General features: G+C 61.7%; 7 protein-coding genes. 5 read left to right on the top strand and 2 right to left on the bottom strand.

Translation table 11 applies throughout. The annotated features are described in order from the left end of the window. The first annotated feature begins 18 nt into the window (after positions 1 to 18). A complete protein-coding gene (locus ACILSO_RS18240) occupies positions 19 to 1,329 on the top strand; it encodes a PQQ-binding-like beta-propeller repeat protein (protein WP_395738875.1) in 1,311 nt (436 codons plus the stop codon). A gap of 232 nt (positions 1,330 to 1,561) precedes the next feature. Here ACILSO_RS18240 and ACILSO_RS18245 read toward each other — a convergent pair whose 3' ends face one another. Continuing rightward, the gene (locus tag ACILSO_RS18245; RefSeq protein WP_395738876.1) at positions 1,562 to 7,165 is read right to left on the bottom strand and encodes an autotransporter-associated beta strand repeat-containing protein; all 5,604 of its coding nucleotides are present in this window, start codon (positions 7,163 to 7,165) and stop codon (positions 1,562 to 1,564) included. A gap of 408 nt (positions 7,166 to 7,573) precedes the next feature. Between ACILSO_RS18245 and ACILSO_RS18250 the strand changes: the two genes are divergently transcribed. The 4 genes from ACILSO_RS18250 to ACILSO_RS18265 all read left to right on the top strand — a co-directional run bounded on the left by ACILSO_RS18250 (position 7,574) and on the right by ACILSO_RS18265 (position 13,803). After that, positions 7,574 to 8,602, top strand: a complete 1,029-nt coding sequence (locus ACILSO_RS18250) for a Gfo/Idh/MocA family protein (protein ID WP_395738877.1) — start codon at positions 7,574 to 7,576, stop codon at positions 8,600 to 8,602. A gap of 144 nt (positions 8,603 to 8,746) precedes the next feature. Further along, positions 8,747 to 10,990 (top strand): RCC1 domain-containing protein, encoded by a 2,244-nt coding sequence (locus tag ACILSO_RS18255; protein ID WP_395738878.1) that lies wholly within the window; start codon positions 8,747 to 8,749, stop codon positions 10,988 to 10,990. Positions 10,991 to 11,196: 206 nt separating this feature from the next. Further along, a complete protein-coding gene (locus tag ACILSO_RS18260; RefSeq protein ID WP_395738879.1) occupies positions 11,197 to 12,921 on the top strand; it encodes a Do family serine endopeptidase in 1,725 nt (574 codons plus the stop codon). Between the two features lie 90 nt (positions 12,922 to 13,011). Then, the gene (locus ACILSO_RS18265; protein WP_395738880.1) at positions 13,012 to 13,803 is read left to right on the top strand and encodes a TatD family hydrolase; all 792 of its coding nucleotides are present in this window, start codon (positions 13,012 to 13,014) and stop codon (positions 13,801 to 13,803) included. 16 nt (positions 13,804 to 13,819) lie between these two features. Here ACILSO_RS18265 and ACILSO_RS18270 read toward each other — a convergent pair whose 3' ends face one another. Continuing rightward, on the bottom strand, positions 13,820 to 16,090 hold the full coding sequence (locus ACILSO_RS18270) for a P-loop NTPase fold protein (RefSeq protein ID WP_395738881.1): 2,271 nt from the start codon (positions 16,088 to 16,090) through the stop codon (positions 13,820 to 13,822). Positions 16,091 to 16,171: the final 81 nt, after the last annotated feature.

A 16,171-nucleotide genomic window follows, 5' to 3' on the forward strand; every position in this document is an offset into this window, starting at 1 on the left:
GGGGTTATGCACCCCCACATGCACCCGCTCCGCAGCACTCTCTCGATTTCCCTCGCCCTCGCTCTCACCACCGCGTCCCTCCGCGCCGCTACCACCGACTGGCCGCGCTTCCTCGGGCCCACGGGCGCAGCCGTCGTGGCAGATTCCAAAGTACCGCTGAAATGGGGAGACACGCAAAACCTGCTGTGGAAGGCGGACATGCCCGGCCCGGGCTCCTCCAGCCCCATCGTGCTCGGAGACAAAATCTTCGTCACCTGCTGGACCGGTTACGGCGCCACGGAAGGCGCGAACAACATGCGCAACCTCACGCGCCATCTCGTCTGTCTCAGCCGCGCCGACGGCAAGATCCTCTGGGACGCCAAGGTGCCCAGCGCTGCCACCGAGGATCCATTTCAGGGCTACATCACCGAGCACGGCTACGCCACGCACACCCCCGTCACGGACGGCGAGCGCGTGTACGTCTTCTTTGGCAAGACCGGCGCGCTGGCCTTCGACCTCCAGGGCAAGCAGCTCTGGCAGACCTCCTGCGGCACCAGCTCCGGCCAGAGGCGCTGGGGTTCCGGCGCCAGCCCCATCCTGAGCGGAAACGTGCTAATCGTGAACGCCACCGATGAATCGCAAACACTCTACGGCCTCGACAAAGCCACCGGCAAAGTGCTGTGGAAGGCCGAGGGCGACTACGGCATGGCCTACGGCACACCCAGCCTTCTCAAACGCAATGGGCAGGAGGACCTCGTGCTCGCCATCCCGCAGGAGCTCTGGGGCATGAACCCGGAAACCGGCAAGCTGCGCTGGTACGCCGCCCACGGCCTCACCGGCAATGTCTCCCCCAGCCTCGTGCCCAGCAGCAGTGGCGATCAGGTCTTCGTCTTCGGCGGCTTCCCCGCCACCCGCAGCGTCGGCGTGCAGATCGGCGGCCCGGCCAAGGGCGACCTCGGCACCAGCGCCATTCTCTGGAACAGCAGCTCCAGCAGCTACGTCCCCACGCCCGTTTACAAAGACGGCCACCTCTACGTCATCAATGACCAGGGCTTCGCCCTCTGCATCGATGCCAAGACCGGCAAGGACGTGTATCGCGAGCGCGTGACCATGGGCTCCCGCGGCGGCGGCAAACCCTTCTACGCATCTCCCGTTCTCGTCGGAGATAAACTCATCTGCGTCTCCCGCCGCAACGGCGCCTTCATCCTCGCCGCCAAGCCCAAGTATGAACTCCTCGCGACGAACGAATTCACCCAGGATCAAACCTACTTCCACGGCACCCCCGCCGTCACCGGCGACCGACTGATTCTGCGCAGCAACCAAGCCGTGTACTGCGTGGGAACGAAGTGAGCCCTGTTCCTGCGGAACAGGGGAGCGCTGACATACCATCCACGGTGCCCGAAGTCTGAACACTTTGTCCGAGGCGGAGCCCTTCCTTGTTGCACAGCAACAAGGCTACTTGGCTGGAGCGACACACCAGACTGGGCCGCCTCCCCAAACGAAGCAGGCGGCCCCTCGCGAGGCCGCCTGCTCAAAGTTGCTCAGTTGCGCCGCAACGGAGTCCTGTCGATTCCACGCCCCATCAGAACTTATACCCCAGGCGGATGCTTCCAAAGTGCGACGTCATCCCTTCGCGGAAGATCTGCGTCTGGTAGTTCAGCAGAAGGCTGAGCGCGGGCGTGATCTGGAAGTTCACGCCGCCGCCGATGACCATGTAGTCGCGGCCGGGCATCTGCGTGCCGCCGACGGCGGTGAAGGGCGCATTGAGCACCTGCACGCTGCTGCCGTTGTTGTGAATGTTCTGCCGCTCGTAGCTCACGCGCAGCTGCGGGGTGATGTCCGCCCAGTCCGTGTGCAGCTTCTTGGAGACGGACCAGCCCGCGCGTGCCACCAGAGACTCAAAGGTCTGGCGTGCATAGGCCAGCGCACCCACACCGCCGCCGGTCTCGCTGTACGCATCCAGACTGCCGTGCAGGTAGTCGATGCCGATGAACGGCCCCGTCACCAGCGTGCGGTCCTGGAAGTAGAAGTTGTAGCCGGTGTTGTACTGCAGGGAGTTCACATACGCGGTGGAGGAGCCGGAGGCCATGGGCAGGCCAAAGCCCGGATTGCGCTCGGAGCCCAGGTTGTAGTCTCCAAAGCTGTACATCAGGCTGGCCCAGACGCCTTTGCGTGCATACGCCAGATACGCGGAGAGCGTGGGCCCTTCCAGGTCCAGGCTGCCGAGTCCGCTGGTGTAGGTCTGGTGGCTCTGCAGGAAGGTGGCGGCAAAGCCCAGCGTCAGTCCGCGGCACACTCGGCGCTCCACTCCCACGCTGCTGGCCCAGGAGTCGATCTGCACACCGGCCTGGCTGTTGATGGGGTTCAGCCGCACATTGCCATAGGCCACGGTGGAGAAGATCTCCCAGCGCTCGTCGGCTTTGAGACGACGCACCATGGGGCTTTCAGGTCCATCCCCCTGCCCTTCCACCACGCCATAATCCAACGAGGCGGAGATGCTGCCATCTCCTTCATCTTCGTCACCGCCGCCGCTGCGCAGGTTGAAGAGGTGATTGTTCACGTCCGTCGTGGCCGTCTGCGCTGCGGCGATGATGCCCAGAATCTCCGCACCCGCCATGGGCAGGCCCGAATTCACCGCCGAAAGCTGTCCGCGAAAATCGGCGATGGAGTAGATGCCCGTGCTCTGGTCAAAGGTGCCCGCCATGCCTGCGGCCAGGCCGAGTGCGCTGTCGTCCACTGCCAGCGTCCCGACGATGCTGCCGTCATTGTTGCCGGCGTTCAGGTTCACAAGCTGCCACTGGTCGCCACCGGCAAAGGCGGTCAGGTTGTTCGGATTGTGAATCACCAGCGTGCCGCCTGCAGTCACGTCCAGCTTGCCATGCAGGCTCAGGTGGGTGGAGGAAAGGGCCTGGCCCGCGCCGGTGTTGTCGCCATCTCCCGCGCCGTAGTTGATGTCAAAGACGATCACGCTGCCCGCGCCCATGACGATGGAGCCGGTGCCGGAGGTGGTGAGCGTGAGTGGCCCGCTCTCATTGGGCGAATTCATGCGGCCCGGGGCGATGGTGCCGTAGATGTACATCGACTTGTCCTCCGCCAGCTGCACCGTGCCGTCTCCAGCCAGCGTGCCGGTGTTGTTCACCGTCAGGTCCGCGCCGCCACTGAGCGTCACGCCAAAGTTCACGGCCAGCAGCGCGTTCACCGTCGTCGCGTTATTCACCGTGAGGGTGTGCGGATCGTCGCTGCGGGAGATGGTGGTGTCGCTGTTGATGGTGAGGCTCTTGATGGTGAAGTCGGTGTCCAGAATCGTGTCCGTCGTGCTCGCATTCGTGGCGGCGAAGTACACATCCGTCGGCGCGGTGGGCAGCGCGTGGGTGTCCGTGGTGCCGTCCACCGTGGTGGCCCAGTTGCTGGAGCCATTGCTGATGTCAGACCACTTGTTGCTCACCGCACCGGTCCAGTAGGCCACGGGCACGGCGGTCAGATTGAGCTGCAGCGAGGTGCCGGTATAGACCAGCGAGTAGTTGGAAGGAATGATGTCCGGATACATGAGCGTGAAGGTGCTCGTGCCGTCCAGCCCGCTCGCCGCCGTGATCAGCGTGTAGCTGCTTTCCGTCAGATCATTGTCCAGCATCAGGTTCAGATAAGCCCCCTCGGCGATGCTCACCGCGCCGGTGAGGTGCAGCGTTGGCAGCGCCTCGCCGCTGCCATGCAGGCTGAAGACGCTGCCGCTCTCAAAGGTGGCCGTGGTGCCATTGAGTGTACCGCCCTCGTAGCCGGTCATGAGGTAGGAGCCGGGTGTCAGCGTGCCGCCCTGCTGCAGCACGAGGCCCCCGCCCAGCGTACCGGTGCCGCCCAGAATGCCGCCCGTCTGCACCGTGGTGGTGCCGGTGGCCGCGCTCTCGTTTCCATTGATGTAGAGCACGCCGCTGTTCACCGTGGTGGCACCCGTGTAGGTGTTCCGGCCTCCGATGTAGGTCAGCCCCGTGCCCGTGGCCAGCAGCCCGCTGCCACCGTTGTCCAAAATCGGTGCAAAGACAAAGACTGTGCCGTTGCCGAGGTAGTTGTTGAGCATCATCACTCCGCCTGCGGTGGTGGTGGTCAGGCCGTTGGTCTGCGCAAAGCTGGTGATCTGGTAGTTGTTTCCGGTGGGGGCACTGCTGCCGAAATTCCACACGTCCGCGCCCAGATTGGCACCATCCAGGGTCAGGGCACCGGTGGCAGCCGTGGTGTCCACCGTGATGCTGCGGGCGGACTCGTTCGCGGAGATGATCATGTTCAGGCTGCCGGGGCTTGTGTAGGTGCCATTGGCGTCATTGACGAGGTAGTCCACGCCCGGCAGCGCGCCGGTCACGGGAAGAAGTGACGTGCCGGTCAGGCGGATCACCTGGCCGTCAGAATCCACCGTCGCCAGGCCAAAGCCGGTGCTGTCCGTCACCGTGTAGCCGTTGCTGATCGGCTGGCCCGTCGTGAGGCCGTCAATGAAGATGCTGGAGGTGCCTGCATCCGCACCATCGGCACCGCCGGCGGCCGTGTTGAAATTCAGCGCGGACTGTGCGCCCACTTTCAGCACGTCCACAAAGATCGACTCATCGCTTTCGACCACGATGGCGCTGCCGGTGCTGGCCGTGGTGGTCAGGCTGCCGATGGACTGCGAGCCATTGCCGCCCGACAGCAAAAGGGTGCCGCCGCCGAGCACGACAGGCGAGCTGCTGGAAATGGCCGGATGACTGTCGATTTGCAGCTCCAGCACGCCGCCGTTTACGGTGGTGGCTCCCGTGTAGGTGTTCTGCGCCAGAAAGACCACCTGCCCGCTGCCCATCTTGTTGACTGAGATGTCGCCCTGCACCTTGGAGAAAACAAACTGGGGCATCGAATCCGTGTTGGAATCAAAATTCAGAGTGCTGCCGCCGTCCCCCGTCACGCTGTAAGCACCCAGAAAGCCTCCGGCCCCGCCCAGGCCCATGTTGATGGTGCTGCCTGCGCCCACGCTGATGGTCCCCAGCCCTTCGCCGATCAGCACGCCGCTGCCCTCCGTCACATTCAGCACGCCCGTGCCGGCGACACCCACAGCAAGGTGGGTGCTCATGTTCCAGTGGGCGCCATTGCGGATATTCACCGTGCCGGAGGAGCCTGCCTCAGAGCCCAGCACGCCGCCATCGCTCACCAGCGAGCCGCCATTCACGTCCACCACACCCGTGCCGCGCAGGCCCACCATCAGATCGTGGCTTTGGCTCATGTAGCCATTGGGTCCCACCATGACCGTCCCTGTGGAGCCCGCCTCCGTGCCGATGGCACCGTCAGCGCCAGCCCAGAAGCTGCCGTTTTTCACATTCAGCACCGCATGGTCCCCCGCCTGATAGCCCACGTAGGCTGAGGAGTTGTTGTGGATGTAGCCGCCGCCGTCAATCACCACCGTTCCGTGGGTCAAATAGGTCTTTCCTCTGTAGTTGCTGTCTCCCGTGAGGATCAGGGTGCCGGTGCCATTCACCTGCAGGCTGCTGAAGTCAGTGTCACGGATCGCCACCCCGAGCGTCACCGGTGCCTGATTCCAGTTGTTGATCTGCAGGGTCCCGCCCCCCGTTGTGGCGCTGATGCTGGCGCCGCCATCTGCTCCGGCGATCGTGTAGCCGTGAGTGCCCACGCCTCCGAAGTTCAATACATCCGTGCTCAGGCGCACGCCGCTGCCGATGGTAAGCACGCCCTCCCTGGCCGTGGTGTCCACCGTGATGCTCTGGGTCGATTCATCGCTCGTGATCAGCAGCGTGGCACCGCCAGCCGCCGCACTCCCGCCGTTGTTGTTGTCGATGAGGTAGTCCGTGAACTCATCTGCGCCGCTGGCTGGCAGCAGAGCCGTGGTGGTGTCCCGCACCACGTTTCCGGTGTTAAAATCCGTCACCGCCAGACCAAAGCCCGTGGAATCCGTGAGCGTCATCGAAGGGCTGCTGACCAGCGATGCCACAACGTTTCCGCTGCCCGCCGTCTGCCCATCCGCACCACCAGCGGAGGTGTCAAAGTGCAGCGCCGAATGAGCGCCCAGAGTGACCTCGACGAACTGGAGCGTCTCATTCGCCCCCAGCACGATGTTGCCGCCCGTGCGCGCCACCACATTCAGCCCCTGCAGGAACTGCGTGCCAGTGCCGCTCAGCTCCAGCGTGGCGCTGCCCAGCGTCAGCACGCCTCCCCATGCCAGCATGTTTGACGTAACACCGCCAAACGCCAGCTCCAGCTTGCCTCCCAGCACATTGAAGGCCCCCTGGCCGCCCTGCGTCAGCGTGGTGGTGCCACTGCCGATCTGATTGACGATGATGTCGCCCGCGAACTGCGGATTGAACACGATGTCATCCGTGTGGTTAAAATTCACCACCCCAGTGCCGTTGGCAGCCTCCACGTAGGCTGCATTCAGCGTGCCAGACATGCCCCCGGTGCCGATGTTCAGCGTGCCCGCAGATCCATAATTTGCCCCCAGATAAAGCGTGTTTGTCCCTGCGCTGCCCGCATTCACCACAGCGCCGTTCGTGAGGTTCATCACCGCTGTGCCAGAATCGCCGACCAAGAAAACGTTCCGGTTCACCGTCAGGCTGCCGCCGCTCACATTCAAAGTGGCGCTGGAGAACATGGCACCCGCGGCATCGAAATAGTCGGTGATCACGCTGCCGCCGCTCAGGTTCAGCACTCCCGTGCCCGCATTGCCGAACACGAGCGTCTTCTGAATCATGGACCCGGCGGTCATCGTCAATGTGCCGGTCGTGGAAGCATAGAAGCCCATCTGTGTCTCGTTCATCTGCACCAGACCACCGGAGATGCGCACCGTGCCAGCATCTCCCGCCACAAAGCCGAGCTGCAGGTTCGCAGCGCCGTTGCCGATGCCGCCCGTGCTGCTGATCTCCAGCACCCCGGCTTTCACGAGGGTGTCGCTCTCGTAGGTGTTCAGCCCGGATATAATAAGCGTGCCAGCGCCCGTTTTGTTGATCCCGCCGGTGCCGCTGATCACTCCGCTCTGAGTTGCTGTGCCAGCGTCCACAGTCAGCGTGGCCATGCCGCCGACCGTGTCCAGTCCGACGGTGCTGTTTTGCCCGTCTGTGTAATTGACGACAAGAGGCACGCCCAAAACCTGCAGGGGCATGGATGTCATGGCCGTGAAGCAACCGAAGAACAGGGCAAACTTACCAAAGAGGGGGCATTTCATGGGGGGGAGTTCAGGGGAGATGGGAATTCAGAAAAAAAACTGCGTGTAACGGGTGCTAAGCCGAGGCCAGACCTAGGAAATTGACTTGCGCTTAACCACTGAGAGGAGACTCATAAAACAGCCCAAAACGGTCCACATTAACCCGTTCATTAACAATAAAGTATGAACGTGTCGGCCACCTTCCACGAGTCGCGACCTCCTATAAAGCCTGAGTGCATGGAGGCAAGCAAATCAGGGGCCTGATGCCCCCTCCTGATACAACTATAGGCTTTTTCTTTATCAACCCTCTCCTTTTCGTACCTGTTTCAGTCCTTTTGTGCTGCGCAGCGGCGGTTTCCCCTACGCAGGCCGTTTTGCCCCTCAAAACCACCGCGAAAGGCCGCTGCGTGTGCTGCGTAGTCCTCGGCCATGATCCGCACCCTGCTCTTCGCCGTCGGCGCCTCCGCGCTGCTCTCCCTCCATGCCAGTGCCCAGAACATCCGCGCCGGCATCATCGGTCTGGACACCTCCCACGTGCTGGCCTTCACCAAGACGCTGAACACCACGCCGCAGAAGCCGGAGGTCATGGGCGTGCGCCTCGTGGCCGCGTATGCGCAGGGGTCCAAGGACATCCCCTCCAGCACGGAGCGCGTGCCTGAGTACACGCAGAAGGTCAAAGACCTGGGCGTGGAGATCGTCCCCAGCATCCATGAACTGCTCGACAAAGTGGACGTGGTCTTCCTGGAATCCAACGACGGCCGCGTGCACCTGGAGCAGGTGCTTCCGTGCATCGAGGCGCACAAACCGGTCTTCATCGACAAACCCATCGCGGGCACCCTCGTGGATGCCATCAAGATTCTCGATGCCTCCAAGAAGGCCAGCATTCCCGTGTTCTCATCCTCCTCGCTGCGCTTTGGCAAAGGCACACAGGCCGTGCGCGGCGGCAGCATCGGCACGGTGAAGCAGGCCAGCACCAAGAGCCCCGCCAGCCTGGAGCCTCACCACCCGGACCTCTTCTGGTATGGCATCCACGGCGTGGAGTCCCTCTTCACGGTCATGGGCACCGGCTGCAAAAGCGTGAAGCGCGGCACCGTCATGGAGGAAGTGACGAATGTGGACAAGGCCACCAAAAAGGAGACCAAGGAAACCGTCAGCCGCATCACCGTCACCGGCACCTGGGAAGGCGGCCGCACCGGCACCTTCACCGAAGGCAAAGGCTACGGCGGCAAAGCCATCGGCGACAAAGGCGAGGCCGACATCGGCACCTACGACGGCTACGATCCCCTGCTCTACGCCATCGTGCATTTCTTCCGCACCGGCGTCGCCCCCGTGACCTCGGAGGAGACCCTCGAAATCTACGCCTTCATGGAAGCCGCCGACGAAAGCAAACGCCGCGGCGGTGCTGAAGTCACGATCAAGGAAGTCATGGACAAGGCGCTGGCGGAGGCGCGCAAGTAGGCGCTCCAGCGACCTGTCATGGAGGACGGACGGTGCCGAATGCCCGCCCGTCCTTCCGCATGTACATTTCCTAATGCCATCCGCGAGATTGCACTCAGGAAACACCTTGCCTCAAAGCAAGGGTGGCTGCTATAAGCGGCGAGCATGATTTCCACCACCCGCCGTTTCCTCTGCTCGACCTGTGTCCTGCTTGCCCTGGCATTGACTGCAGAAGCCGCGAACGTCAGTGCCACCTGGAACACCGCCGCCGATGTGCCCGTGAGCGCCAGCGGCTACACGGCCACAGGCAGCACGGTAAATTTCACGCTCAACTTTGCCCCGGCTCCCGGTGCCAGCCTCACGGTGGTCAGCAACACGGGCAGGTCCTTCATCAGCGGCGAGTTTGACAACCTCGTGCAGGGTCAGGTGGTGAACCTGAGCTACAATGGATTGAGCTACCCCTTCGTGGCCACCTATTTCGGCGGCACCGGCAATGACCTCGTGCTCGTCTGGGCTCTCAACCGCCCGGTGGCATGGGGCTCCAATTCATCGGGACAGCTTGGACTCGGGAACTTCCTCATCAGCTACAACCCTTCACCCTCGCCGGTGATCGTGGCTGGCACGCCTCTGGCCAGCCGCACCCTCCTGGCGGTCTCGGCGGGCGGTGCACACAGCCTAGCCCTGTGTTCCGATGGCAGCATGGCAAGCTGGGGTCAAAATGCGTTTGGCCAGCTCGGCAACAATTCGACAAGCGACAGCCAGCGCGCGGTGAGCGTCACCACCGCAGGCACGCCGCTCGGTGGCAAAACGGTGGCCGCTGTCAGTGCGGCGGCCGTCCACAGTCTGGTGCTCTGCTCAGACGGCACCCTGTGCACCTGGGGCGCCAACCTCAACGGCCAGCTCGGCAACAATTCGACGACCACCAGCAAGCTGCCCGTCAGCGTCACGACCGCAGGCACCCCGCTTGACGGCAAATCCGTCGTCGCGATAACCACGGGCTTTTATCACAATTTGGCGCTCTGCGCTGACGGCACCCTGGCCACGTGGGGCATCAACGGCGACGGCCAGCTCGGCAACAATGGAACCGCCAACAGCAGCGTGCCCGTGGCAGTGACTACAACGGGCACGCCGCTTGCAGGCAAATCGGTGGTTTCAGTCGCGGCGGGCGCCCACCACAATCTCGCGCTCTGCTCGGACGGGACGATCATCTCCTGGGGCTACAATGGCTCGGGTCAGCTCGGCAATGGCACCACCACGAGCAGCAAGGTGCCGGTGGCCGTCTCGACGGCAGGCACCGTCCTGGAGGGAAAAACCGTCGTCGCCGTGGCCGCCGGAGCCTACCACAGCATGGCCGTCTGTGCAGACGGCACTGTGGCGAGCTGGGGGGACAACTCGAGCGGCGAGCTCGGATTCTACGGCTTCTCTGTGATCAGGTTTCCTCAAGCGGTGAATACCAGCGACGTGCTCTCCGGCAAAACCGTTGTCTCGGCGGCGGGCGGCACTCATTTCAGCGTGGCACGCTGCTCTGACGGACTGCTGGCGGCCTGGGGAAAAAACGACGCAGGCGAACTCGGGAACAACCAGGCAATCGGCACCTCCTACACCAGCAGTTTTCCCGTGGCGGTGGACAGGAGCGCGCTTGCCGTGGGAGAAAGCTACGTTCAGCACGCCACGAGTCCGGGCGCCTCCCACAGCCTGGGCTTGGTGGCATCTCCCCTGCCCGCTACTCCGACGGTGGTCACACTGGTGGCCTCCCCCGTCTTTGCCGGCAGCGTCACTTTGAGCGGCACGGTGGATGCGAATGGCGGCGCGGCATCGGTGTCTTTTGAATACGGCACTGGCGTCAACTACGGCTCCATCGCCGCGAGCACGCCGAGGACCGCTCTGGGCGCAGGGGCCACCACTGTGAGCTGCACGCTGCCGTACACCCAGGCGAATGCCACCTACCATTTCCGCGTCAAGGCCACCAGCAGCACCGGCACCGTCTACGGCAGCGACATGACCTTCACCACACCTTCCGACCTGCAATCCTGGCGGGAGATGAAACTCAACACCTCCAGCAACAGCGGCCTGGCAGCCGATGCCGCGGACTTCGATGGCGACGGCATACCCAACCTGATGGAATACGCCCTCTCCCTCAACCCCACGAGTGCCAGCACGCTGCCCACCACTTCGGCCATCAACGGCACCAACTTTGAGTTCACCTACTTTCGCAGTCTTTCCGCCTACGCTTACGGCACCCAGTACAACGTGGAATGGAGCACCTCGCTGCCCGGCGTCTGGAGCAGCGCCGGCGGGGTGGAAAGCGTGCTGAGCACCAACTACCAGACGCAGCAGATGAAGGTCGTGATTCCCCTGAACGGAGCCACCACGATGTTTGTGCGGCTGTCCATAACGGCCCCGCCGTAACTGGGAACGGATGGCACAGCCACGGCTGTCAGGCAGAGCGAAAAAACAGTCCTCACTGCCGGCGAAATCCCCGCAGACATCCGGGGTGGCGCCGCAAAAGAGCCTCTTTCTTTCGCGCGAATTTGTTCAACATTCCTCCGGTTACCACGTCTGTAAGTCATGCGCTCCCCATCGCACCGCTGAAAAAACACCAACCTCACACTCTCATGAACGCACCCACCCGTCTTCGTTTCGCGTTTACCTGCGCCGGCATGTTCGCCGCCGGGCTGCCGAGCCTTCGTGCGCAGCAGCAGCCGCTCCCGCCCGCGCCGGCACCTGCCCAGGCCGCGGCACCGAGCCTGCCTTCGGCCCCGCCTGTGGACAAGACTTCGCAACCCGTGGCCGGCTTTGCCTCCAAGATCCTCAAGGATCCCAGCCCCCTGCCCAACAGCGGCCAGGTGCTGATGAGCTACGCGAACGTGGTGGACAAAATCCTTCCCAGCGTGGTCACCATCTATTCTTCGGCTCCTATCAAGGCTCCGGGCGTGGAGCAGATCCCCCCGCAGCTCCGGCCCTTTTTCTACCGTTTCTTTGGCGGCCCGGACGGCTTTGGCATGAATGAAGACGATGAGCCGCAGTTCAATCCCCGCCGCCGCGGAGGCCCGCAGCAGCGCCCCCAGCAGCAGCCTGAAGACGACGCCCACCAGCAGCGCGGAGTGGGCTCCGGCGTGATCATCACCCCGGACGGCTACATCATCACCAACAACCACGTGGTGGCGGACGCCAAGAAGATCGAAGTCGCCGTGGACCACAACGGCACCACCAAAACCTACAAGGCGGAAATCGTCGGCGCGGATCCCCTCACCGATGTCGCCCTCATCAAGATCGAAGCCACCGGCCTCAAGCCCGCCACGCTGGGAGACAGCTCCAAGCTCCGGGTGGGAGACATCGTCCTCGCCGCAGGCGCGCCGATGGAGCTGAGCCGCTCCGTGAGCCAGGGCATCGTGAGTGCCCTGGGCCGCAGCAATGAGGGCATCGTCGGCGGTGGCAGAAGCAATGGCCGCGGCGGCAAGGTGGAAGGCTACGAAGACTTCATCCAGACCGACGCCTCCATCAATCCCGGCAACTCCGGCGGCCCGATGGTCGACGGCATGGGCCGTGTCATCGGCATCAGCACTGCCATTCTGTCCCGCACGGGCATGTACGCCGGCATCGGCTTTGCCATCCCCATCAACATGGCCCTCAACATCGTGGAGGACCTTCTCGATGACGGTGCGGTGCAGCGTGGTTTCCTCGGAGTGGAAATCCTCGACCTTGATCCCGAAACCGCCCGGCTGCTCCAGATCGAAGATCAGGCCGGTGCGCTCGTCAAAAGAGTGGGTGCCGAGTCACCGGCCGAGAAAGCGGGCATTCAGGTGGAGGACGTCATCGTCGCCATCAATGGCAAGAAAGTGGACAGCAGCAGCCGCCTCCGCCTCATCGTCAGCAGTTGCAAGCCCGGCACTCAGATCCCCATCGACGTCATGCGCGAAGGCAGGCGCCTCACGCTCACTGCCACCCTGCAGGTGCTTCCGGAGGAGGCCCTTTCCGAACTCGCCAACGGTACCGGCCGCGGCCTGCCCCAGCGCCCCGGCGCCGGTGCCGGCCCCTCCAACAAAGACACCGTCGGTGAACTCGTGAGCGGCGTCACCATCCAGACCCTCACCCCGGCCCTGCGCGAGCGCTACGACATCCCTGCCGCCGTTACCGGCGTCATCGTCACCAAAGTGGACGCCGACAGCCAGGCCGCCACCCGTGGCGTGGAGGAAGGCGACGTCATCTCCCACGTCAACCGCATGGCCGTCAACAAAGCCTCCGAGGCCCGCACCCTCGCCAAAAACAGCAACGGCAACGTCATGCTCCGCGTCTGGCGCAAAGGCGACACCATGCTCCTCATGATTGGCAACAACTGATCCTCGCCATCTTCCATCGCCCGCGCCTGCTTCGCAGCATGCGCGGGCTTTTTTTGTCCCCTCACAAATCGTAAATCATCAATTGCTCCTGTGCTCTACGACGCCCACAACCACCTCCAGGACGAACGCCTCGACCCATGGCGCGATGAGATCCTCGCGATGCTCCCGCAAACCGGTCTCGCCGAGATGATCGTCAACGGCTCCGGTGAGGACGACTGGCCCGCCGTCGCAGACCTCGCCCGCCAGCACACCTTCATCCGCCCCGCCTTTGGTCTGCACCCCTGGTATGTCAAAGACCGTACCGAGCACTGGGCCACCACGTTACGTCATTTTCTGGTATCCCACCCCCGCGCCGTCGTCGGGGAGATCGGCCTCGACCGCTGGATCGAAAACCCGGACATCGAAGCCCAGCTCGAATGCTTCCGCACCCAGCTCGCGCTTGCCGTGGAGCTGGACCGCCCCGCCACCATCCATTGCCTGCGCGCTTTCGGCCTGCTGGAGGAAACCCTGCGCAGCACTCCCCTGCCCCGCCGCGGCTTCCTCCTCCACTCCTACGGCGGCCCCGCCGAGATGATCCCCTCCTTCGTCAAACTCGGTGCCTACTTTTCCATCTCCCCCTACTTCGGCCACCCCCGCAAAGCCGCCCAGTTGGAAACCTTCGCCAAAGTCCCCTTCGACCGCCTCCTCACCGAAACCGACGCCCCCGACATGTGGCCGCCGGATGAGCTGAATCCCCACCCGCTGCAAGCCGCCGATGGCAAGGCGCTGAACCACCCCGCGAATCTCAAAGTCAGCTACGAACTGCTGGCCAGGGTGTGCGGCATGAACGTGGCGGAGCTGGCGGCCAGCGTCGCTAAAAACTATCGAAGGTTATTTGAATAGAGCCAACAGCGTTAAACTAGTTAATAAGCATGCCCGGATGGCGTGCCTTCAACGCCGTGCGCACCGCATGACTTACCAGAGTTCCACCCAAATGTAGAACTTTGAGTTGCGTTAGTTTGTCCACGTGTACCATCCCCGCATCACCAACTTGCGTTCCGTTTAAATAGAGGCTGGTGAGTTTTGTTAGTTTACCCAAGTGCGCCATTCCTAAATCGCCCACTTGAGTTCCACTCAAATAAAGGCTTGTGAGCTGAGTGAGCTTGCTCACATGCACCATTTCGGCATCTCCTACTTGCTTCCCACTCAAATAAAGACTTGTGAGCTGCCTGAGATTGCTCACATAAGCCATCCCCGTATCACCCACTTGCGTCTCGCTCAGATCAAGAATGGTGAGTTGCGTAAGTATATCAATACCTGCCAAATCTTCATCGGTCGCTCCAAGAGGAACCCACAAAGTCTCAACCCTCCTCAAGTCCGCAGGCGTCAACGGCTCGTCCCTGGGCTTCTGTAGCGTATTGAACACTGCGTCACGAAGTACCGGAGAAAGCTTATGCAGGGAAGCTTCGGAAAACGTGGACGAATTCGCGATCCTGCTCGGAGCACTTCGGGCAACCTGAGCAGAAAAGGGAATTCGTAACAAAGAGAAAACGATCCCATGTTCGAAACACGCCACCGGGATTGTCTGACCACGCTCCAATGCCGGCCGCTGTAAGACAATTTCATCATATTCTACCCGGACAGCTTCAATATCCCCCAACGCCCGCAGATTGTTTCGCCGCGCATCCTTAGCCTCCTCCTGTACTTTTCCGCCCTCCGATGTGCGGTTAGGCATCTGAAAATCCGCATGCCTACACAGAAAATTCGAAAGTCTTTCCAACCACATCAAGAAAGCATCCGTACGAAACAAGTAAGACACCACTTCACGTCCAAGCTGCTGATAGGGACCTTCAAAATGACGCTGCAGAAGGTAGAGTGTCACGCCTTGGGCAAAAAGAAGTGGTTGTTGCGTGCCGTATTCTCGCTCCGGAAGCCTCAACGCACCCAAAGCTGCCGCCAGTTCCTGACTCTCTTGGACAGTCTTCGCCGCTGCATGCAAACGCAAATTGTCTGCCGCCATACGTCCGCGTAAAAGAGCGCTGTTGAGGAGACGCTTGATCTCTCGAGGATTATGTCGCGCTAAGTGCTCCAATCCTCCATGGAGACGCTCGCGTGCAGTTCGAGCTTTTTTTGCTTCCGACAGACCAGCGAAATCGTCCCCCCCCAGCATATGATCCAGATACTGTCCAGTCTGGCTGTTCATACTACTCAATGTATGATTCAGGAAAGCTTGCACTTGAGTTTCGCTGGGCGCCACATCCACCTCCACTTGGAAGATTTTATTCAAATAATGTTCGCTCTTGTGACCGTCCTCTAGGCCATGATCTTTGTACCGCTTCTTCACCACTGCATCCACTACGGTGCGATCCAAACCGCACACAAAGATGAGAGGTTTGATACTCAGATAAAGCTTAATCGCCTCCAATACCTCCAAAGTTACTTCGGGCAAACAACGGTCTAGGTCATCAATGAAAAGCACAATGCGATCGGTGCTGACAGTTTTGACCTTGCCTTTGGTCTCCGTGCGCCTGGGTAAAAAACGCTCCACCCAATCGGCCAGTGTGGTTTCGAACTGGTTGAGATAAGGCTTTTGAGGCTGAGAGACTTTTTCCCATTCGTCGTAGATGTCGCGGAAGACCTCACCCGAGATCTCTTTTTCATCTCCCACGCTGAACTTGAGTGCGCTAAGCGCGTGCAAAAAGCTGCGTCCCAGAAAGGAGCCAAACTTTTTGGCGGCCTCTTTGAGGCCGTTCACCAAGTGTTGGTGATCGAAGCCTTTGACGCTGAACATCGCCAGAATAACTTCGGATATGATTCCACGCCATACATCCTCTCGGGTATGATATTTCCATGGCTCAAACCACACAGGATGAACATTCGGATGTCCGTCCTTCCGCTCATTATTCATGAGATTCCACTCATTGAGCTTTCCCTCCAGCCACTTCATAGCCGACGTCTTGCCCGTGCCCCAGTCACCATAGACCGCCACTGTTAGCGGACATCGGGTTTCCTTGTGGCGTAGGATGTCGAAAATGGCGGAGAGGCGGGAGGCAAGTTCAAGATTGTCCGGCAACGCGGCATCGGCTCCGTCAGTGGCTACATCATCAACGGGATGATCCGAGAGAATAGTCATCCGAGGGGGCACTACCTCGAACCGTGGCGGTTTCGTCGTTGCTGGCGGCTTGCTCATAAAATCACCTATTTATCAACAGTCTGTTTAGCAGAGGCATCTCGGGCACGAAACCTTTTCCACGCACGGAAGCTTTTTTTC

The organism is Prosthecobacter sp. (genome assembly GCF_044226605.1).
GTDB lineage: Bacteria > Verrucomicrobiota > Verrucomicrobiia > Verrucomicrobiales > Verrucomicrobiaceae > Prosthecobacter.

Excerpts from the sequence above, each read along its gene's own strand:
- ACILSO_RS18240 (WP_395738875.1), top strand. The coding sequence starts at position 19 with ATGCACCCGCTCCGCAGCACTCTCTCGATTTCCCTCGCCCTCGCTCTC.
- ACILSO_RS18245 (WP_395738876.1), bottom strand. The coding sequence starts at position 7,165 with ATGAAATGCCCCCTCTTTGGTAAGTTTGCCCTGTTCTTCGGTTGCTTC.
- ACILSO_RS18250 (WP_395738877.1), top strand. The coding sequence starts at position 7,574 with ATGATCCGCACCCTGCTCTTCGCCGTCGGCGCCTCCGCGCTGCTCTCC.
- ACILSO_RS18255 (WP_395738878.1), top strand. The coding sequence starts at position 8,747 with ATGATTTCCACCACCCGCCGTTTCCTCTGCTCGACCTGTGTCCTGCTT.
- ACILSO_RS18260 (WP_395738879.1), top strand. The coding sequence starts at position 11,197 with ATGAACGCACCCACCCGTCTTCGTTTCGCGTTTACCTGCGCCGGCATG.
- ACILSO_RS18270 (WP_395738881.1), bottom strand. The coding sequence starts at position 16,090 with ATGAGCAAGCCGCCAGCAACGACGAAACCGCCACGGTTCGAGGTAGTG.